The sequence below is a fragment of the Falsiroseomonas sp. genome, assembly GCF_051860665.1.
In the GTDB taxonomy this organism is placed as follows: domain Bacteria; phylum Pseudomonadota; class Alphaproteobacteria; order Acetobacterales; family Acetobacteraceae; genus Falsiroseomonas.
The window spans coordinates 114146-133850 of the sequence record NZ_JBHYDM010000006.1 but is presented as its reverse complement, the minus strand read 5'-3'; the positions used below and the strand labels follow the sequence as shown (position 1 = coordinate 133850).

At 69.8% G+C, this 19705-nt stretch carries 22 protein-coding genes; 15 read left to right on the top strand and 7 right to left on the bottom strand.

What is annotated here, in order from left to right; genetic code table 11:
• Positions 1–86: 86 nt before the first annotated feature.
• Genes ACTIF1_RS08810 through ACTIF1_RS08795 form a run of 4 tightly spaced genes read left to right on the top strand, consistent with a single transcriptional unit; the run spans position 87 to position 2962 of the window.
• Positions 87–1043: a PDR/VanB family oxidoreductase gene (locus ACTIF1_RS08810; RefSeq protein WP_439596022.1), complete on the top strand. Its 957-nt coding sequence runs from the start codon at positions 87–89 to the stop codon at positions 1041–1043.
• Positions 1040–2281, top strand: a complete 1242-nt coding sequence (locus ACTIF1_RS08805) for a Gfo/Idh/MocA family protein (protein WP_439596021.1) — start codon at positions 1040–1042, stop codon at positions 2279–2281. The genes ACTIF1_RS08810 and ACTIF1_RS08805 overlap by 4 nt, the downstream gene beginning before the upstream one ends.
• A gap of 4 nt (positions 2282–2285) precedes the next feature.
• Entirely contained in the window at positions 2286–2471 is a 186-nt protein-coding gene (locus ACTIF1_RS08800) for a hypothetical protein (protein ID WP_439596020.1), read from the top strand.
• On the top strand, positions 2468–2962 hold the full coding sequence (locus tag ACTIF1_RS08795) for a MarR family winged helix-turn-helix transcriptional regulator (RefSeq protein WP_439596019.1): 495 nt from the start codon (positions 2468–2470) through the stop codon (positions 2960–2962). Before ACTIF1_RS08800 ends, ACTIF1_RS08795 begins: the two co-directional genes overlap by 4 nt.
• On the opposite strand, the gene ACTIF1_RS08790 is transcribed toward ACTIF1_RS08795, so the two are convergent.
• Positions 2913–3473, bottom strand: coding sequence for a nucleoside 2-deoxyribosyltransferase (locus ACTIF1_RS08790; RefSeq protein WP_439596018.1), 561 nt, complete (start codon positions 3471–3473; stop codon positions 2913–2915). The genes ACTIF1_RS08795 and ACTIF1_RS08790 overlap by 50 nt on opposite strands.
• A gap of 137 nt (positions 3474–3610) precedes the next feature.
• On the opposite strand from ACTIF1_RS08790, the gene ACTIF1_RS08785 reads away from it, so the two are divergent.
• The 7 genes from ACTIF1_RS08785 to ACTIF1_RS08755 are packed head-to-tail and all read left to right on the top strand — an operon-like array spanning position 3611 to position 10826.
• Complete coding sequence (locus ACTIF1_RS08785) at positions 3611–4480, top strand: FAD binding domain-containing protein (RefSeq protein WP_439596017.1); 870 nt, start codon at positions 3611–3613, stop codon at positions 4478–4480.
• On the top strand, positions 4477–4935 hold the full coding sequence (locus ACTIF1_RS08780) for a (2Fe-2S)-binding protein (RefSeq protein WP_439596016.1): 459 nt from the start codon (positions 4477–4479) through the stop codon (positions 4933–4935). Before ACTIF1_RS08785 ends, ACTIF1_RS08780 begins: the two co-directional genes overlap by 4 nt.
• Positions 4932–7265, top strand: coding sequence for a molybdopterin cofactor-binding domain-containing protein (locus ACTIF1_RS08775; RefSeq protein ID WP_439596015.1), 2334 nt, complete (start codon positions 4932–4934; stop codon positions 7263–7265). The genes ACTIF1_RS08780 and ACTIF1_RS08775 overlap by 4 nt, the downstream gene beginning before the upstream one ends.
• Positions 7258–8040, top strand: coding sequence for an ABC transporter ATP-binding protein (locus ACTIF1_RS08770; protein ID WP_439596014.1), 783 nt, complete (start codon positions 7258–7260; stop codon positions 8038–8040). Before ACTIF1_RS08775 ends, ACTIF1_RS08770 begins: the two co-directional genes overlap by 8 nt.
• Positions 8033–8899: an ABC transporter permease gene (locus ACTIF1_RS08765; RefSeq protein WP_439596013.1), complete on the top strand. Its 867-nt coding sequence runs from the start codon at positions 8033–8035 to the stop codon at positions 8897–8899. Before ACTIF1_RS08770 ends, ACTIF1_RS08765 begins: the two co-directional genes overlap by 8 nt.
• Entirely contained in the window at positions 8896–9813 is a 918-nt protein-coding gene (locus tag ACTIF1_RS08760) for an ABC transporter permease (RefSeq protein ID WP_439596012.1), read from the top strand. The genes ACTIF1_RS08765 and ACTIF1_RS08760 overlap by 4 nt, the downstream gene beginning before the upstream one ends.
• Positions 9814–9830: 17 nt before the next feature.
• Positions 9831–10826 carry an ABC transporter substrate-binding protein gene (locus tag ACTIF1_RS08755; RefSeq protein WP_439596011.1) on the top strand — a complete coding sequence of 332 codons (996 nt, stop codon included), beginning with the start codon at positions 9831–9833 and terminating at the stop codon, positions 10824–10826.
• A 6-nt stretch (positions 10827–10832) separates the two neighbouring features.
• Here the strand turns inward: ACTIF1_RS08755 and ACTIF1_RS08750 are convergent, their stop codons facing one another.
• Entirely contained in the window at positions 10833–11900 is a 1068-nt protein-coding gene (locus ACTIF1_RS08750; RefSeq protein WP_439596010.1) for a ring-opening amidohydrolase, read from the bottom strand.
• 66 nt (positions 11901–11966) lie between these two features.
• On the opposite strand from ACTIF1_RS08750, the gene ACTIF1_RS08745 reads away from it, so the two are divergent.
• Positions 11967–13109 (top strand): FAD-dependent oxidoreductase, encoded by a 1143-nt coding sequence (locus tag ACTIF1_RS08745; RefSeq protein WP_439596009.1) that lies wholly within the window; start codon positions 11967–11969, stop codon positions 13107–13109.
• A 4-nt stretch (positions 13110–13113) separates the two neighbouring features.
• On the opposite strand, the gene ACTIF1_RS08740 is transcribed toward ACTIF1_RS08745, so the two are convergent.
• The 5 genes from ACTIF1_RS08740 to ACTIF1_RS08720 are packed head-to-tail and all read right to left on the bottom strand — an operon-like array spanning position 13114 to position 16120.
• Positions 13114–13863: an ABC transporter permease gene (locus ACTIF1_RS08740; protein ID WP_439596008.1), complete on the bottom strand. Its 750-nt coding sequence runs from the start codon at positions 13861–13863 to the stop codon at positions 13114–13116.
• Positions 13860–14630 (bottom strand): ABC transporter ATP-binding protein, encoded by a 771-nt coding sequence (locus ACTIF1_RS08735; protein WP_439596007.1) that lies wholly within the window; start codon positions 14628–14630, stop codon positions 13860–13862. The genes ACTIF1_RS08740 and ACTIF1_RS08735 overlap by 4 nt, the downstream gene beginning before the upstream one ends.
• A complete protein-coding gene (locus ACTIF1_RS08730; protein WP_439596006.1) occupies positions 14627–14887 on the bottom strand; it encodes a hypothetical protein in 261 nt (86 codons plus the stop codon). Before ACTIF1_RS08730 ends, ACTIF1_RS08735 begins: the two co-directional genes overlap by 4 nt.
• 29 nt (positions 14888–14916) lie before the next feature.
• A complete protein-coding gene (locus ACTIF1_RS08725) occupies positions 14917–15597 on the bottom strand; it encodes an ABC transporter substrate-binding protein (protein ID WP_439596005.1) in 681 nt (226 codons plus the stop codon).
• A gap of 10 nt (positions 15598–15607) precedes the next feature.
• The gene (locus ACTIF1_RS08720) at positions 15608–16120 is read right to left on the bottom strand and encodes a VOC family protein (protein ID WP_439596004.1); all 513 of its coding nucleotides are present in this window, start codon (positions 16118–16120) and stop codon (positions 15608–15610) included.
• Between the two features lie 523 nt (positions 16121–16643).
• Between ACTIF1_RS08720 and dctP the strand changes: the two genes are divergently transcribed.
• The 3 genes from dctP to ACTIF1_RS08705 are packed head-to-tail and all read left to right on the top strand — an operon-like array spanning position 16644 to position 19693.
• Complete coding sequence (gene dctP, locus ACTIF1_RS08715) at positions 16644–17720, top strand: TRAP transporter substrate-binding protein DctP (protein ID WP_439596003.1); 1077 nt, start codon at positions 16644–16646, stop codon at positions 17718–17720.
• A gap of 3 nt (positions 17721–17723) precedes the next feature.
• Positions 17724–18323 (top strand): TRAP transporter small permease subunit, encoded by a 600-nt coding sequence (locus ACTIF1_RS08710; protein WP_439596002.1) that lies wholly within the window; start codon positions 17724–17726, stop codon positions 18321–18323.
• Positions 18320–19693: a TRAP transporter large permease gene (locus tag ACTIF1_RS08705; protein ID WP_439596001.1), complete on the top strand. Its 1374-nt coding sequence runs from the start codon at positions 18320–18322 to the stop codon at positions 19691–19693. The genes ACTIF1_RS08710 and ACTIF1_RS08705 overlap by 4 nt, the downstream gene beginning before the upstream one ends.
• Positions 19694–19705: the final 12 nt, after the last annotated feature.

Sequence of the window (19705 nt, the reverse complement as noted above, 5' to 3'; positions counted from 1 at the left end):
ATGCGGCCTGGCCGCGGCACTGTCCAGCGGCGGTTGCCCATTTTTGCTTAGCTCACTAAGTATCTTGGCATGGAGGTACCGCCGGGATGGACGACCACTTCACCGATCTGCGAGTCCTGGCCGCGAGCCCCATCGCGGAGGACATCTTCGGCTTCGAGCTGGCCCATCCCGAGGGCGCCGCGCTGGCGCCCTTCACCGCCGGGGCACATCTGCGGGTGCGCGTGCCGGGGGGGCAGGAGCGGCGCTATTCCCTTTGCTCGGACCCGGCCGAGACCGCCACCTATTCCATCGCGGTGAAGCGGGATGCAGCCGGCCAGGGCGGGTCCCTCGCGCTCTGTGACCAGGTGAAGGCGGGCGACCTGCTGCCCTGCTCGGCGCCGCGCAACGATTTCGCCCTGGCCGGCAGGCCGGTCTCGCGGCTGTTCATCGCGGGCGGCATCGGCATCACCCCCATCATGGCGATGATCCGCCATCTGGAGGCCGAGGGCGGGCCGCCCTGGAAGCTGGTCTATCTCACCCGCTCCGCCGCCCAGACCGCCTTCCGGGAGGAACTGCTCGCCTTCCGTGGCAAGGTGACGCTCCACCACGATGGCGGCGAGGCAGCACGCGCCTTCGACCTCTGGCCGCTGCTGGAGCAGCCGAAGGGCCGGCACATCCATTGCTGCGGGCCGCGCGGGCTGATGCAGGCGGTGCGCGACATGACCGGCCACTGGTCGGCCGCCGCCGTGCATTTCGAGGATTTTTCCGCCGGCAGCGGCCAGAAGCGCCCGGACGACGCGGCCTTCACGGCGCGGCTGGCGCGATCGGGCGTTGAACTGGCCGTGCCGGCAGGCACGACGCTTCTGGCGGCGCTGCACGCCGCGGGCCATGCCGTGCCATTCTCCTGCGAAAGCGGCACCTGCGGATCCTGCCGCACCGGGCTGGTCTCGGGGCAGGTGGACCACCGCGACCTGGTGCTGATGGAGCATGAAAAGGCCATGGCGATCCTGCCCTGCGTCTCCCGCGCCGCGCCCGGCTGCGACACGCTGGTGCTCGACCTGTGACGCGGGAGGCCGAGCCGGAGCTGGATCTGCGGCCGCCCAGGGGGCCGCGGCGGCTGCGGCTCGGGGTCGCCGGTCTCGGCCGGGCCTTCATGCTGATGCTGCCCAGCCTGGCGCATCACCCCCGCATCCAGCTGGTGGCCTGCGCCGATCCGCGGCCGGAGGCGCGCATCCGCTTCACCGCGGATTTCGACGCTTCGGCCCATGCCGATTTCGGCGCGCTCTGCGAGGACCCGCAGGTGGAGGCGATCTACCTCGCCACCCCGCACCAGTTCCACGCGGCGCAGGTGGCGCGGGCGGCGGATGCGGGCAAGCATGTGCTGGTGGAGAAGCCGCTGGCCGTGACCCTGGCGGAGGCGGCCTCCATGGTCGAGCGCGCCCGGGCCGCCGGGGTGCGGCTGGTGGTGGGCCATAGCCATGGGCAGGATGGGCCAGTGCAGGCCGCCCGGCGCATGATCGCGGGCGGCGAATTCGGCGCCGTGCGGATGATCTCGGCGCTGAACTACACCGATTTTATCTATCGCCCGCGGCGGCCGGAGGAGCTGGACACCACCCAGGGCGGTGGCGTGGTCTTCAGCCAGGGGGCGCACCAAGTGGATGTGGTGCGGCTGCTCGGCGGCGGGCTGGTGCGGTCCGTCCGCGCCGCGACTGGCGCCTGGGACCCGGCCCGGCCGACGGAGGGGGCCTATACCGCCTTCCTGACCTTCGAAAATGGCTGCGCCGCCAGCCTGACCTATTCCGGCTATGGCCGCTTCGACAGCGACGTTTTCCTCGATTGGGTGGGGGAGATGGGGCAGCCGAAGGATTCCAGCCGCCACGGCGCCGCCCGCGCCGCCCTGGCCGGCGTGCCGGATGCGGCGGCCGAGGCGGCGCTGAAGCTGACGCGGACCTATGGCGCGCCGGGCCAGCCGCCCGGCCCGCCGCCGGCCGAGCCGCCCCGCTTCCACAACCAGTTCGGCCTGGTGATCGCCAGCTGTGATCGGGCCGATCTGCGCCTGACCGCGCAGGGGGTGGAGATCCATGGCGACGCCACCCGCCTGCTTCGCAAAACCCCGCTGCCCGCCGTGCCGCGTGGCGAAGTGCTGGACGAGCTTTGTGCCGCCGTGCTGGATGGCACTCCGCCGCTGCATGACGGCGCCTGGGGCATGGCCACGCTGGAGGTCTGCCTCGCCATCCTGCAATCCGCCCGCGAGGGCCGAGAGGTCGCGCTGCACCACCAGGTGGCGCCGAAGGACGATTGAGACGATGCCCACCCTGCGAATCGAGCCGCGCCAGGACAGCGCCACCGGCCTGTTTTTTCTTGAAGTCTTCCTGCCGGCGGAGGCTGCTTCCCCTTTCGTCAGCACCGCCCCGCGCTATGCCAGCGCCGCTGCGGCCGAGCAGGACCTGATCGCGACCCTGACCGCCACAGCGAACCGACCGCGCGCATGAGCGACCGCGAATCGGCCCTGCCCTTCGAGGAAAGCCTCGGCTACCTGGTCCGGGACCTGAACCGGCGCATCCAGCGCAGCCTGCAGTCCCGCATCCAGCCCAGCGGCGCCACGCTGGGCGCCTGGTACTTCCTGCGCGTGCTGTGGGAGGAGGAGAGCCTGACCCAGCGGGAGCTGGCGCAGCGCATCGGCATGCAGGAACCCACCGCCGTCATCGCCCTGCGCGGCATGGAGGAGGCCGGCTGGATCATCCGTGATCGCAGTGAATCCGATCGCCGCAAGGTGCATATCCGCCTGACCGAGACGGGCCGTGCCCTGCGCGAGACCCTGCTGCCGGAGGCCAAGGCGGTGATCGCCCAGGGGCTGGAGGGCATGAGCGAGGCGGAGGTGGCCACGCTGCTCGACCTGCTGCGCCGCGCCCGTGCCAATCTGGCGGACCCGCCTAGCCCTGCCGGCGCAGCCGCGCCGCGGCGGCGGCCACGCAAAGGCTGAAGACCTCCAGCGAATCGAAAGGCAGGTCGGCGCCGCCGGGCGGCAGGAAGATGGGCAGGCCGCCGCCCTGCTCCACCGCGCCGGGGATCATCAGATTATCCGGCAGGCCGAAGCCGCCCACCGTCAGCCCCGGCATCGGGTCCGGCACCGCGGCCGTCTGCGCCGCGCTGCGGGCGGCGAAGGAGGTGGCGCTGTTGGAATAGCCGAAGGCCGGCCGGCCGCGGCCGAGGAACCAGCCGAGCTCCACCAGCGTGCCCGCATCCGCCGAGGCGCCGCGGAAGGGGGTGAGGTTGGCTATCACCAGATCGGCCCGCTCCATCATCGCCAAATCCTTGGCGAAGATCACTCGCCAGGCCTCGGCCTCCGGCATGCTGGCCATGGAGGCCACGTCCTCGTTCAACGGCGGCAGGGCGGTAATGCCGTGCCGGGCGCAGATCGCCGACTTGCGGGCGGCCTGCGCCGGGGCCTCGGGCAGGAAGACGTCGGGGCCAGCGAGATAGGCAAGGGGCATGGCGGCAAGCTGACCATGCGGCGCGCAGCCTGTGCAAGCCGCGGGCAATCGGCGCGCCTTCGCAGCCGCCGCAGCGGAAATGGCCTCTGGCCCGCCATGGGGCGCTTCTGGCAGGTTCGGCGCATGAGGATATCGATTTGAAGCCGGCCCCCTTCGCCTGGCATGCGCCGGAGGATCTCGCCGCGGCATTGGCGCTGAAGGCGCTGCATGGCGCGGAGGCGCGCTTCCTGGCCGGCGGGCAGTCCCTTGTGCCGGCGATGAATTTTCGCGTCGCCCAGCCGGCGGTGCTGGTGGACCTGAACCGCGTCGCGGCGCTGGATTCCCTGCAATTCGATGCGGACGGCACGCTGCGGATCGGCGCCATGTGCCGCTACCGGCGGATCGAGCGCGATGCCGAGGTGGCGCGCCGCCTGCCGCTGCTGGCGGAGGCGCTGGCCGAGGTGGCGCATCCGCAGATCCGCAACCGCGGCACCCTGGCCGGCAATCTGTGCCACGCGGACCCAGCGAGCGAGATGCCGGCGGTGATGCTGGCGCTGGAGGCGCGTTTTCGCCTGTGCTGGCACGGGGGGGAACGGGTGGTGCCCGCGCGGGACTTCTTCCTCGGCCCCCTGGCCACAGCCTTGGCCGAGGAGGAGATGCTGGCGGAGATCCGGATCCCCGCCTTGCCCCGCGGCACCGGCACATCCTTTCTGGAAGTGGCGCGCAGGCGTGGCGACTATGCGATGATGGGTGTGGCGGCGCTGCTGTGGCGCGGGCCGGAGGGGCGCTGCCTGTCGGCGCGGCTGGCGCTATGCAGCGCAGGGCCGACACCGATGCTGGCGGAGCGCGCGGCCGCCAGCCTGGTCGGCACGCGGCTCACCCCCGAGGATTTCGCGGCCGCAGCGGCGCTGGCCGTGACGGAGATCGACCCGATGGGCAGCGTGCAGGCCTCGCCCGCCTATCAGCGCCACCTGGCGGGCGTGCTGGTACCGCGCGCCCTGGCCCTGGCAGCGGAGCGCGCGGCATGAAGGTCACCATCCGGGTGAATGGCGTGGACCACACGCGCGAGGTGGAGCCGCGGCTGCTGCTGAGCGACTTCCTGCGCCACGAGATCGGCCTGACCGGCACGCATGTGGGCTGTGAGCACGGCGTCTGCGGCGCCTGCACCATCCTGTGGGACGGCGCGCCGGTGCGATCCTGCCTGGCCTTCGCCGTGCAGGCGGAGGGGCATGAGATCCGCACGGTGGAAGGCCTCGCCCCCGGCCCCGGCCAGCTCAACCCGCTGCAACAGGCTTTTCGGGACGCGCATGGCCTGCAATGCGGCTACTGCACGCCGGGCATCCTGATGACCATGACGGCCTTCCTGGAAGAGAACCCGAAGCCGGATGAGGCCGAGGTGCGGGAGGCGCTGTCCGGCAACCTGTGTCGCTGCACCGGCTACCAGCACATCGTCGATGCGGTGCTGCGGGCAAGCCGCCCATGAACAGTTTTGGCCGCCCGCTGACCCGCAACGAGGACCCGCGCCTGCTGCGCGGCGAGGCGCTGTTCGTCGATGACGTGGAGCTGCCCGGGCTGCTGCATGTCGCCTTCTTCCGCAGCCCGCATGCGCATGCGCATCTGCTGTCGCTGGATGTGACGGCCGCGCGCGCCCGCGCCGGCGTGCTGGCGGTGGTGACGGCGGCCGATCTCGGCGACTACTGGCAGCCCGGCCCGCTGCTGGTGCCACCACCGCCCGTGCCGGGCATGGTGTTCAACCAGCGCTGCCAGGTGCCGCTGGTGCGCGACACGGCGCGGCATGTCGGCGAACCCATCGCCATGGTGGTGGCCGAAAGCCGCTACATCGCCGAGGACGCGGTGGGCGACATCCTGGCGGAATGGGACATCCTGCCCGCGGTCGGCGATCTGGAAGCCGCGCTGGCACCCGGCTCCGCCCTGGTGCATGCCGATCTCGGCACCAATGTCGCAGCCGAGGTGCATCAGGCGCGCGGTGACTACGCGGCGGCGGCGCGGGCGGCGCATCTCCTCCTGAAGCGCCGCTTTACCTATGACCGTGGCGCCTCCATCCCCATGGAGACGCGCGGCGTGGTGGCGCAATGGGACCCACGCGCGGATCGGCTGACGGTCTGGGACACGACGCAGGCGCCCGTCGTCATCCGCAACGGGCTGGCCGGCATGCTGGGCCTGAGCGAGCGGCAGGTGCGCGTCGTCGCACCCAATATAGGCGGCGGCTTCGGGCCGAAGATGATGATGTTCTACCCGGAGGAGGTGCTCATCCCCTGGGCCGCGATGCGGCTCGGCCGGCCCGTGAAATGGATCGAGGATCGGCTGGAGCATTTCTTCGCCACGACGCATGAGCGCAGCCAGATCCACGACGCCGAAATTGCGCTGGATGCGCAGGGAAGAATCCTCGGCATCAAGGACGTGTTCCTGCACGATACGGGGGCCTATGATCCCTATGGGCTGACGGTGCCGCTGAACAGCCAGTGCACGCTGCTCGGCTGCTATGTGGTGCCGGCCTATGACAGCCGCTTCACCGCGGTCTTCACCAACCGCACGCTGGTCACGCCCTACCGCGGCGCCGGCCGGCAGCACGGCGTCTTCGTGATGGAGCGGCTGCTGGACCTGGCGGCGCGGGAGCTGGGGCTGGACAGCGCGGAAATCCGTCGGCGCAATTTCATCCCGGCCGATGCCTTCCCCTTCGACCAGGGCGTGATCTACCAGGACTTCTCGCGCCTTTCCTACGACAGCGGCAACTACGAACCGATCCTCGACAAGGCGCTGGTCGCCATCGGCTACGAGGATTTCGTCACGCGCGTGCAGCCGGAAGCGCGGGCTGCCGGGCGCAGCCTGGGGATCGGGCTGGTCTGCTACGTGGAAGGCACCGGCATCGGCCCCTATGAGGGTGCGAAGGTGCAGGTGCAGAGCTCAGGAAAAGTCAGCCTGGCCACCGGCATCGGCAGCCAGGGCCAGGGCCACGCCACGGCCTTCGCCCAGGTGGTGGCGGAACAGCTCGGCGTCGATGTGCGGGACGTGGAGGTGACAACCGGCGACACGGACCAGTTCTATTGGGGCGTCGGCACTTTCGCGAGCCGCGGCGCCGTGGTGGCGGGCAGCGCGGCGCATGAGGCGGCGAAGGTGGTGCGCCAGAAGGTTCTGCGAACCGCGGCGGCGCATTTCGAATGTGCCGAGGAGGATCTGGTCCTCGCCGATGGCAAGGTGCATGTGGCCGGCGTGCCGGACCATGCCATCACGCTCGGCAGGCTGGCGGGCCTGGCCAATCCCATGCGCGGCGCCGTCACGCCGGGCACCGAGCCCGGGCTGGAAGCCACCAGCTATTTCGGCCCGGCCAGCGGCGCGACGGCGAGCGGCGTGCATGCGATGATCGTGGAATTCGATGCCGGCACGCTGCGCCCCACCATCCTCGACTATGTCGTGGTGCATGACTGCGGCACGGTGATCAATCCGCTGATCCTCGCCGGCCAGATCCATGGCGGCGTGGTGCAGGGCATCGGCAATGCCTTCTTCGAACAGCTCGCCTGGGACGAGAATGGCCAGCTGCTGAATGCCAGCCTCGCCGACTACCTGATCCCCACCGCGCTGGACGTGCCGCGCATGCGACTGGACCACACCGTGACACCCTCCCCGCTCAACCCGCTCGGCGTGAAGGGCGCGGGCGAGGCCGGCGCCATCCCGGTCGGCGCGCTGTTTGCACAGGCGATCGAGGATGCGCTGGACCTGCCGGCGCGGAGCATCGAGATCCTCGAAATGCCGCTCAGCCCCTCCCGCCTCTGGGAGATCACGCAGCGTGGCTGAGCCCGTCATCGCCACCCGCAACCTGTCGCTGGTGTTCCAGACGCGCGACGGGCCGGTGCAGGCGCTGTCCAATGTCAATCTGGACATCGCACCGGGCGAGTTCGTGTCCCTGATCGGCCCCTCCGGCTGCGGCAAGACCACACTTTTGCGAGTCATCGCCGATCTGGAGCGCGCCGCAATCGGCAGCATCACCGTGAACGGCCGCACGCCCGAACAGGCACGGCTGGCGCGCGACTATGGCTACGTCTTCCAGGCGCCGGCGCTGCTGCCCTGGCGCACCATCCTGGGCAATGTCCAGTTGCCGCTGGAGATCATGGGCATGTCGCGGGCAGAGCGCGCGGCGCGCGCCAAGGCGCAGCTCGCGCTGGTCAACCTTTCCGGCTTCGAGCGCAAGTTTCCCTGGCAACTCTCGGGCGGCATGCAGCAGCGCGCCTCCATCGCCCGCGCGCTGGCTTTCGAGCCGAAGCTGCTGCTGATGGACGAACCCTTCGGCGCGCTGGATGAGATCGTCCGCGATCATCTGAACGAACAGCTTCTGAAGCTCTGGGCGGCAACCCGGAAAACGGTGGTCTTCGTGACGCATTCGATTCCGGAGGCTGTGTTCCTCTCCACCCGCATCGTGGTGATGTCGCCGCGGCCGGGACGCATCACCGACATCGTGGACTGCGACCTCGGCCCGGATCGCCCGCTGGAAATTCGCGAGACGCCGGAATTCCTGCGCATCGCTCAGCGGGTGCGCGAAGGACTGCGGGCCGGGCATTCCTACGATGTCTAGAAGCATCCTCCCCGTCCTCACCATCTGCGCGGCGCTGGTGCTGCTGTGGTATGGCGGCGCCATCTGGATGAACTGGCAGGTGGTGGCGGATACGCAGGCCCGCGCCGGCGCCACACCGGGAATGACGGAGATGGTCCGGCTGACGCTGAACCATGCGCGCCCGCTGCTGCCGGCACCGCATCAGATCCTGGACGAGCTGTGGCGCAGCACCGCGACTCTGCCCGTCACCTCCCGCCGCAGCCTGGTGCATCACGCCTGGGTGACGCTCTCGGCCGCGCTGCTGGGCTTCGGCATGGGCACCGCCTTCGGCGTGCTGCTGGCCGTCGCGGTGGTGCATATCCGCGCGCTGGAACGCAGCCTGATGCCCTGGATCGTCGCCTCCCAGGCCGTGCCGGTGCTGGCACTGGCACCGATCGTCATCGTCGCACTCGGCGCCATGGGGCTGGAAGGGCTGCTGCCCAAGGCGATCATCGCCGCCTATCTGTGTTTCTTCCCCATCGCGATCGGCATGGTGAAGGGGCTGCGCGCCCCGGATGCCATGGCGCGGGACCTGATGCGCACCTGGTCCGCCACGCAGGCACAGGTCTTCTGGAAGCTGCGCCTGCCGGCCTCCCTGCCCTTTCTCTTCGCCGGGTTGAAGGTGGCGATGGCCGCGGCGGTGGTCGGCGCCATCGTGGCGGAGCTTCCGGCAGGGGCCCAGGCGGGGCTGGGCGCGCGCCTGCTGGCGGGGTCCTATTTCGGCCAGACCATCCAGATCTGGGCGGCGCTGCTGGCCGCCGCGATCCTCTCCGCCACGCTGGTCGGCCTACTGGGCGCGGCGGAGCGGCTGGTGGCGCGGCGCATGGGCGCGCGAGCATGACCGGCCTGCTCGCCTTGATCGTCACCGGTGGTTTCGCGGCGCTGATCGCAACCGTCCATGCCGGCGCCGGCGGCATGGGGTTCTGGGCGGGGGTGGTCGCGGCCACGCTCCTGGCCGCCTGGCTGGTGCAGCGGCTGGGCGATGCGCCGGAGCAGGGCCTGGCCGCGCTCGCCGCGCCGCTGGCCTTCGGCGCCACGGTGCTGGCGCTGTGGGAAGTGCTGGTGCTCGGCCTGTCCGTGCCCATGGTACTGCTGCCTGCCCCCTCGGCCATCGCCGCACGGTTCTGGCTGGCGGCGCCGATGCTCTGGAGCGACTTCGCGCAGACCTTCCTGAAGGCCGTGCTCTCCGGCTACGTCATCGGCTGCGGCGCGGGGTTCGCGCTGGCCCTGGTGGCGGACCGTCTGCCCTTCCTGCGGCGCGGGCTGCTGCCTCTGGGCAACCTGGTGGCGGCGCTGCCGGTCGTCGGCATCGCGCCGATCCTGGTGATGTGGTTCGGCTTCGACTGGCAGTCGAAGGCCGCGGTCGTGGTCGCGATGACCTTCTTCCCCATGCTAGTGAATACGGTGGCGGGCCTTGCCGCCGCCGGCGCGCTGGAGCGGGACCTGATGCGGAGCTACGCCGCCAGCCCCGGCCAGACGCTGTGGCTGCTGAAGCTGCCCGCCGCCCTGCCCTTCATCTTCACCGCGCTGAAGGTGAATGCGCCGCTGGCGCTGATCGGCGCCATCGTCGCCGAATTTTTCGGCAGCCCGACCCAGGGCATGGGGTTCCGCATCACGACCGAGGCCGCAAAACTCGCGCTCGACCTGGTCTGGGCGGAAATCGTTGTCGCGGCGGTCGCGGGTTCGGCATTCTACGGGCTGGTCGCGCTGGCCGAGCGCGCCGCCACCTTCTGGCACCCCTCGGTCCGCCCATGAAAAGCAGGAGAGATGATATGCGACGGAGCATTCTGAGCGGTCTGGTGGGCCTCGGCCTGCTGGCCGGTGCCGCGGCGGCCCAGGCGCAGGAACGCGTCACGCTGCAGTTGAAGTGGGTCACCCAGGCGCAGTTCGCCGGCTACTACGTGGCGCAGGCGCGCGGCATGTACCGCGCCGCCAATCTCGATGTGCGGATCAATGCCGGCGGGCCGGATATCGCCCCGCCGCAGGTGATGGCCGGCGGACGCGCCGATGTGGTGGTGGAATGGATGCCGGCGGCGCTCGCCAGCCGCGAGCGTGGCGTACCGCTGGTGAATATCGCGCAGCCCTTCAAGCAGTCCGGCCTGATGCTGACCTGCCGCGCCGAGACCGGCATCCGCGCGCCGGCGGATCTGCGTGGCCGCACCCTGGGCGTCTGGTTCTCCGGCAACGAATATCCCTTTTTGGCCTGGATGGCGCGGCTGAACCTGCCGACCAACGGAACGCCGCAGGGGGTGCGCGTGCTGCGCCAGGGCTTCAACGTCGACCCGCTGCTGCAGCGCCAGGCGGATTGCGTTTCCACCATGACCTATAACGAATACTGGCAGGTTATCGATGGCGGCTTCCGGCCAGACCAGCTCACCGTCTTCCGCTATGCGGACCAGGGCGTGGCGACGCTGGAGGACGGGCTGTACGTGCTGGAGAACCGCCTGACCGATGCCGCCTTCGTCGCGCGCATGGGCCGCTTCGTCCGTGCCTCCATGCAGGGCTGGGACTGGGCGCGCCAGAACCCGGATGCTGCGGCGGCGATCGTGCTGGACAACGACACCTCCGGTGCGCAGACGGAGGCGCATCAGCGCCGCATGATGGCGGAGATCGCCAAGCTGCTCGACACCACCGGCGGCGGCCGCCTGGACCCGGCGGATTACGAGCGCACGGTGCAGACGCTGCTGTCCTCGGGCGGCGAATCGCCCGTGATCACCCGCGCGCCGACCGGCGCCTGGACGCATGCGGTGGTCGACGCGGCGCGCTGAACGGGATCAGCCGGCGCGGGCGAAGACGCAGACCAGGCCGCCGCCCGGCGGGCCCTGATGCTCCGCCCCGCCACTGACGAAGACCTGGCCGTGGCCGGCAACGCTGGCCACGATGGCACCCAGCGCACCGCGCAGATGACGCTGTGCATCGAGATCCGTGTCACCCAGCATCGTGTGCCGCGCGCCACGGATGGCGCCGGACTTCTCTGGTTCGCCCTTCGCCAAGACGCCGATCACGCGCGACCTTTGGACAGCGGGCACGGAGGGCGCAGCCTCCAGCCCGGCGGCGTAGAAGGCGGCGACGACGCCATCGAGATCGAGCAGATCGGCCATCGGCGCCACGCCGGCGGTCAGGCCGGGCGCCCAGCCCTCCGCATGGCCGAAGACCACCACCTCATTCGCCGTCACCTCGATGCCGGAGGAGATGCTGGCCCGGTTCGAGAACTTGCTGAGGTCACGCAGAAGATGCTCCTCCGTCCCTTCCATGATGTCGCCCAGCGCGCGTCCGACACCGAAGGCCGCCGCGGCACGGGACAGCGCCATCAGCAGGCGGGGATCGGTGCTGCGCGCCTCCGGTCCCGGCGCCTGGGCGCAGGGCGCCTTGACCTGCACCAGCACCACGTCCTCGGCACGCATGATGCCCGCATCCGCCATGGCATCGCGCACGGCCTGCGCAACGGAATCAATCTGCGCCTCGCGCCCGATCTCGGCAGCCGGCGTTGCTGCGCTGAACGCGGTGCCGAGCGCCAGGCCGCGTGGGCCCGCGGCAACGCGATCCACGGCGAACACCAGATAGTGCGGCGAGAGCGCGCCCTCCGTCCCGCCGGACAGCACGCAGGGAATCCGCGCGGCCAGTGCGGCCGAGACCTCGCCCGTGTGGCGTGACAGCAGCAGCATCAGCGACTGCGTGAAGTAGCCCCGGGTGAAATCATTCAGCCCGCCATTGCCCTCGGTCTTGCCGATTACAGCGCGAATATCCGTGGCACGGACCTCGCCGCGATCGATCAGCGCGGCCAGGGAGGACAGATCGCCCGGATGGGCCATGGGCAGGCGGTGGATGGCGAGGCTTGGCATGGGTGGAGCATACTGCCTCTGGCGCACCGATTGCACGGGGTTGCGCGATTTCTGGGGCATGACTTCATGCGGATCGGCATCATCGGCTCCGGCGTTGCGGGCAGCCTGCTGGCGGAAGGGCTTTCGGGCTTCGATGTCACGGCCTTCGAACGGGTCGCCCCTGGTGACCAGGCGGAGGCCGGCACCGGGCTGAACATCGGCCCCAATGCGCTGAAGGCCCTGCGGCTTCACATGCCGGAGCGCCACGCTGCCCTGCGCGCGGCATCCCTGCCCTGGCAGCGCTGGTTCGTGGACCTGGTGGACGGAACGCGGCTCTTCGACCTCGACATGCAGGAGGTGGCCGAGGAGCCCGGCGTGCGGATCCGCTGGTCCGAGCTCTACCGCCTGCTGCGCGCCCCCGTGGCAGGCTGCACGCGCAACGGGCATGCGCTGGAGGCGCTGGAGGAGGATTCGGCGGGCCGCCTCGTGCCTGTCTTCCGCACGGATCAAGGGCTGGTGCGGCATGGTGGCTTCGACCTGCTGGTGGGCGCCGATGGCCGCTACAGCCGGCTGCGTGCGCTGGCGGCGGGCGAGCCACCGGCCACGCTGCTCGGCGTCTGCATCTGGCGGCTGCTGGTGACGGATGCGGCGGACTGCCCCTATGACGAATACGGCCAATGGTTCAACGGCAATGCCCGCCTGTTGTCCTTCCGCGTGCCGGGTGGCGCCGTCTATATCGCCGGCACTTTTCCTCTGCCCGCCGATGGCCAGGTGCCGGAAGCGATGAAGACCGCCGCGGCGCAGCGCGCGCTGTTCACGCCGGCCTCCGGCACGCCCTGCGACGCGGTGGCCTGGATGCTGGGCCAGATCGACCGGCACGTCGCACAGATCCATTGGGCACGCTCCGCCATCGTGCCGGTGCTGCGCCATGCGCTGGAGGGGCGGGCGCTGTTCCTGGGCGACGCGGCGCAGGCGATGGTGCCGACGCTCGGCCAGGGCGCGACACAGGCGGTGGAATGCGGGGTGGTCGCGGCGCGGGTGCTGCGTGCGGGCGGCAATGCGGCGGCGGTGGCGGCGGCGCGGGATGCGCGGGTGGAATTCGTGCGGCAGTTCTCGATGGAAGCTTCCGATACGCTGATCCCGCCAAACGACGTGGTGGCAGGCACGCGCAAGAAGAGCAAGGCGCCCTTCCTCGACAGGCTGCGCCAGCTCTACAGGGACGTCGCTTGAGCCCCTAACGCCCGGACCAGTGCACGAAGCGCTTCTCCAGCAGGATGAAGAGCAGGTTGAGCGCATAGCCCAGCGCGCCGGCCACAAAGATCACGCCATACATCAGCCCGCTCTCGAACAGCATCTGCGCATTGATCACGCGATGGCCGAGGCCGTCGGTGGAGCCGATGAACATCTCCGCCACCACCACGATGACCAGCGCCAGCGAAATGCCGCTGCGCATGCCCACCAGGATCTGCGGCAGTGCCTCCCAGATCAGCACATCCACCAGGATGCGCGGCCCGGAGGCCCCCATGATGCGCGCGGCAAGCACGCGGGTGCGCCGCGCATTGATCACGCCATAGGCGGCGTTGAACAGGATGACGAGCGCGGCGCCGAAGGCCGCGACGGCGACCTTCGTGCCCTCCCCCGGCCCGAACAGGATCAGGAACAGCGGGAACAGGGCGGAGGCCGGGGTAGAGCGGAAGAAGTCCACCACGAATTCCACAGCGCGGTACAGCTTCTCCTGCGCCCCCAGCGCCACGCCCAGCGGCACGCCGATGGCGCTGGCGATGAGGAAGGCGAGGCCGGTGCGCTGCACCGTGCGCCAGGTGTCATGCGCTAGCGTGCCATCGGCAAAACCGCGCCAGGTCTCGGCGAAGGCCTCGGCCGGTGGCGGCAGCAGGATGGGGTCGGCCACCCGGAGCAGCACGGCCAGCTGCCACAGCAGCACGAAGCCGAGGGCGCCAAGCGCCGGCCCGGTCAGCGCCCTCATGCCGCCACTGCCTTCCGGAACACGTCGAGGCAGCGCGCCTTCAGCGCGACGAAGCCGGGCGAGGCCAGCTCCTCCGCCTGCCGCGGCCATGGCAGGCCGATCGGCACGTCATCCGCCACCGTGGTCGGCCGGCGGGTCAGCATCAGCAGGCGGTCGGCCAGGATGATGGATTCCTCCAGGTCGTGCGAGACCAGGATGGTGGTGATGCCGAGCTCCTTCAGCACGCGCTGCAGCAGGTCGCGCAGCGACAGGGTGGTTTCGAAGTCCAGCGCCGAGAAGGGCTCGTCGAGGAACAGCACCTCCGGCTCCACCGCCAGCGCCCGCATGATGGAGACCAGCTGCTGCTGGCCGCCGGACAATTCGTAGGGGTAGCGGTTCAGGTCGAAGCGCACCCGGAAACGCTCGGCCAGGCCCTGCAGCCGCTGTTCCACCTGCGTCGGCGGCAGTCCCATGCGGCGCATCGGATAGCGGATATTCTCGGCGGCCCGTCGCCAGGGGAACAGCGCCTCCCGGTAGTTCTGGAAGACGTAGCCGACGCGGATCTCGGAAACCTCGCGCCCGTCATACAGAATCTCGCCGCCATCGCGCGGCAGCAGACCGGCCGCCATGTTGATCAGCGTCGACTTGCCGCAGCCATTCGGCCCGAAGATGGCGAGGATATCGCCACGCTTCACATCCAGGTCGAAGCCCGAATAGACGGGCTGCCCGCCAAAGGCCTTGCGCAGCCCGCGGATGGTGATGGCGGTCTCGCGCGGGGTCAGGCTCACAGGGCGCGCAGGAAGCTGCCGACCGGAATGGCGCTGCGCACCACGCCTTGCGCGACCGCCAGGTCCACGAATTTCTGGAAATCCGAGATGTCCTGCGGCGAAAGGTCGCGCACCATCCGGAAATTCACCAGCGGGACGGTGGGGGCAAGCTCGGCGGAGGTCTGCATATGCTGCACCAGCAGCGGACGCACGCTGGCGGGATCGCTGGTGATAAGCGCGCAGGCCTTGGACCAGGCGCTGGCGAAGCGGCGCGCCACATCCGGCTTTTCCTGCAGGAACTTGCCCGTCAGCGCAGCGCCAGCGGCGAAGGCCAGGGCCTCCGGCCGGCCGAGCAGATGGGTCGCGATGACGCCTGCCTCCAGCCGCCGCGCCGCGCCGCGCCGGCCCGCTCCGCGATCGTCGCCACCGGCTCCAGCGTATAGGCCGCATCGAAGGTGCCGGCCGCCAGCGCGCCGACATGCACGCCCATCTGCTGTTCCTGGATCGTGTAGTCCCGCCCCTCCTGCAGACCGACCACGGCGAGCACCGCCTTCGCCGCGGAGACATTGGCGGGTCCGGGTGCGGAGAGGATGCGCGCGCCCTTCAGGTCGCGCAGAGATTGCGCCGCATAGCCGGGACGCACCATGAACTGCTCCATCCGGTATTGCGCGTTCTGGCCGTTGAGCGAGATGTAGACGGCGGTATTCGCGCGCCGGCTGTTGATATTGGCGCCCTCCAGCGTCACCAGGTTCGAAGCCGCCTCGACATCGCCGGAGACCATGGCCTGCACGATCAGCGGCGCCGCCTGCAGCGGAATCGCGCTGGCCTCGATCCCTTCCGCCGCGAAGAAACCGCGCTCCACCGCCACGTAGTAGGGCAGCGCGGAGGAGACGTTGAAGACCGCGACGCGCACGCGATCCGCCGCCTGGGCGCGGGCGACGAAGGGGGTGGCGAGGGCGGCGAGCAGAAGCGGGCGACGGCGGATCATGGCGGCATCCTCACGCAAGGGTCGGATAGGTAGCGGGGTCGTGGAAGCTGGCACCAGCGACGTAGCGGCGATGCGTCGACTGGTCCGGCCGCGGGCCATGCTCGGCCATACCATCGAAGGTCAGCTCCAGCTGCACGCCGGAGGGGTCGTGCACGAAGAGCTGCCAGAGGTTCGTCCCCGGCACCAAGAACTCCCGCCAATCCAGCTTGGCCGCACGGAATCGCGCGATGAAGGCATGGTAGCCGTGGCAGGAGAGCGAGATGTGGTCGATGGCCCCGGTGCCGACCGGCGCGCGCCCTTCCGGCCCCAAGGCCGGGCCACCGGCATAGACATGCAGGATGGCCGCACCGCCCGGCATGGGCACGGCGAGCCATGCGCCCGGATAGCCGAAATCCGGCCGCGCCACCGGACGCAGGCCGATGATGCGCGTGTAGAAGGCGTTCGTGGCGGCCAGGTCGTTGGTCTTCACCGCCACATGGAACAGGCCGGCGGTGATCGCCGCGCCATCTGCTGGGTCCTTCATCGCGCATTCCATCCGCATGGGCCACCAAAGCGCCGCAGGGGATGGGCCAGCAACCGGCGTGCCAGCGGCACCCGCCCCGCTTCCGCGACGACGGCGTGGAGAAACTGCCCAAGGACAAGGCCGCCATGACCAGCGGCGCAGCATCCAGCTCCTGGCGCAGAGCGGAACGACCGCCGCCAGGGCGGCTGCAGGCCTTGGCCCGGAAGATGCACAGCCCTCCCCCAGGGGCACGTCACAGCCAGGCCGGTACGGCACGGAGAGGCTTCGTCATCCAAAAGGCAGATTCACGATTGGCGAGGCCGCGCAGCTTCGCCATCATCGCAATTCCGTGACAGGGTCGAGACCGGATGCCCAAGGACCTGCTGAGCCACCAGACGGCCCCTTTGCTGCATGCAGCTGGCATGCGTGGGGGACGACATGGCGGGCAAATGACCGGACATACATCGAAGGGCTAGCGCAACAGCCGGCTCGCGTTGCTTTAGCGCGCGCGGCATCATCCACACAAACGGGGGTTCGGGACATCATGACAACATTCGGTAATTGGGGCCGCGCCGCGCTCGGCGCCGTGCTGGGCGCAAGCCTGCTGGCGGCAACCGCCCAGGCGCAGGGCCCGCAGATCAATCTGCAGGCCGTGACCCAGCCCAACCCGCAGCAGCCGCAATACACGCGCGCCGATCAGCCCCTGCTGCGCGATGCGCTGCAGGCACGCAGCAATGGCCGCATCCGCGTCACGCTCGCATCCTGGCCAGAGCGCAATGTGAACGGCCCGGAGATCATCCGCCTGACGCGCTCCGGCCAGGTCGAGATCGGCGCGGCACCGCTCAACACCGTGGCGGGCGACGTGCCGCTGCTGGACATGGCCGACCTCGCCGGGCTGAACCCCACCATCCAGCAGGCGCGACAGATCGGCGAGGCGCTGCTGCCGGAGATGAACCGCGCGCTGGAGCGTTTCGGCGTGCGCCTGCTGGCGGTCGCGCCCTATCCGGCGCAGGTGCTGTTCTGCCGCGAGAAGGCGGAGAGCCTTGCCGCACTGCGCGGGCGGCGGATCCGCACCGGCGGCGGCAGCATCAATGATTTCGTCAGCGCCATCGGCGGCCAGGCCGTCGGCATCGGCTTTCCCGAAGTCTATCCCTCGCTGGAGCGCGGCGTGGTGGATTGCGCCATCACCGGCACCGGTTCGGGCAATGCGGCGCGCTGGTACGAGGTGACGACGCATATGTATGCGCTGCCGGTCGCCTGGTCGACCTACGGCTATTTCGTGAACCTCGCCTGGTGGAACCGAATCGATGCGCCGGCGCGGGAGCTGATCACGCAGGTGATGGCGGAGTTGGCCGATGCGCAGTGGAAGCTGGGTGACGAAGCCTCCGAGGACGGCATCGCCTGCAATATCGGCCAGCGCGCCGGCTGCAGCATCGGCCGCCTGGTGGAGACCCGCCCGATGACGGTGACGCGGCCGACGCCGGAGGATCTGGTCACGCTGCGCGGGGTGCTGACCAGCACCGTGCTGCCCGCCTTCGTGCGGCGCTGCGGCGCAGCCTGCGGCGAGACCTACAACCGCATCGTGGCGCCGATCTCCGGCGTTCGCTACACGGCCCAGTAGGACATGCTGCACGCTGCTTCCGGCCTGCGACGCGCCATTGGCGCGCTGTCCTCGCTGATGGGTCTCGTCGCAGGCTGGGGCTTCGTGCTCTGCGCCTTCTTCATTGCCTTCGAGGTGCTGGCGCGGTCGCTCTTCCGCTTCAGCACCCAGTCCACCACGGAGATCACCGGCTATATGCTGGCCTTCGGCCTGTCCTGGGGCCTTGGCCATGCGCTGAACACGCGCAGCCATGTGCGGATCGACATGCTGGTGAACCGGCTGCCGCAGAAGCTGCGGATCTGGCTGCATCTTCTGTCATTGCTGCTGCTCGGCATCCTGATGGTCTTCGTCGCCAAGGGGGCCTGGGACCTCGTGGATGAATCGCTGCTTTTCGGCGCGACCGACATCAGCCTGCTGCGGACACCGCTGGCAATCCCGCAGGGTCTCTGGGCCTTCGGCCTGATCGTCTTCCTGCTGCTGATCGCGGCGATGCTGGTGGAGAACCTGCTGCTGGCCCTCGCCGGCGAGGCGGGCCAGCTGGAGCGCAACCTCTCCTCCCGCGGCTATGTCGAGGAGGCGCAGGAGGCGCTGGATGCGCTGGCCGAGGCGGAGGCGCGGCGATGATCGCGGTCGTCTTCCTCATTCTCCTGCTGGCGATCTTCTTCGCGCTTTCGATGTTCGGCATCGGCAGCGGGCCGGAGATTCCCTGGACTGGCGTGCTGCTGCTGCTGGGTGTCTTCGTCACCTTCTTCGCGGCCGGCATCTATGTCGGGGCGGCGCTCGGCGTGCTCGGGCTGCTGGCGGGCTTCGCCTTCTCCGACCGCCCCTTCTGGACCTTCCTCGGCCAGACCGCCTGGGGCCCCTCTTCCTCCTTCGTGCTGGTGGCGGTGCCGCTGTTCCTGCTGATGGGAGAGATCCTGCTGCGCGCGGGCCTGTCCGAACGGCTCTACCGCTCGCTGAACCTGTGGATGGATCGGCTGCCGGGCGGCCTGCTGCATACGAATATCGTCGCCTCTGGCGTCTTCTCCGCCATCTCCGGCTCCTCCGTCGCCACCGCCGCGACCATGGGCTCGGTCGCCATGCCCTTCTTCCAGGGCAAGGGCTACGATCCGAAGCTGGTGATGGGCTCGCTGGCCGCCGGCGGCGCGCTCGGCAACCTGATCCCGCCCGGCATCACCTTCATCATCTATGCGCTGATCACCGAGACCTCGGTCGGGGCGCTGTACCTTGCCGCGGTGGGGCCCAGCATCCTGGTGATGCTGGCCTTCATCGCCGTCATCCTGGTCAACCGGAAGGGCGCACCGCCGCCGGGCGCGCCAATCCCGCTGGCCGTGAAGCTGCGCGGGCTGGTGGACCTGGTGCCGACCATCCTGCTGATCCTGATCGTGCTCGGCACCATCTATGCGGGGCTGGCGACGCCGACGGAATCGGCCGCCCTCGGCGTGGTGGCGGCGATCGGCATCGCGATCGTGGAGCGCCGCTTCTCCTTCCGCATGCTGCATGCCTGCGCGGAGGCGACGGCGCGCAATACGGCGATGATCGGGCTGATCCTGCTGGGCGCCTATGTGCTGAACTACATCATCACGCTGCTCGGCATTCCGCAGATGGCGGCGCAGCTGGTGGGTGGCTTGCCGCTGCCGGCCTGGATGATCATGGCCCTGATCATCGGCTTCTACCTGGCGCTCGGCACCTTCATGGAGGGATTCTCCATGGTCATCACCACCATCCCCGTGATCTTCCCCGTGGTGGTGGTGCTCGGCTACGACCCGATCTGGTTCGGCGTCGTGGTCACCATGCTGGTGGAGATCGCGCTGATCAGCCCGCCGGACGGCACCGTGCTGTATGTGCTGCAGGGGCTGCGCAAGGATGGGCGGGGCATCGGCGATGTCTTCATGGGCGTGCTGCCCTTCGTCGGCGTCTATATCGCCGCCATCGTCCTGCTGATGCTGCTGCCGGACATTGCGCTATGGCTGCCGCGCGCGGTGGGGCCGTGAAGAAGAACCACC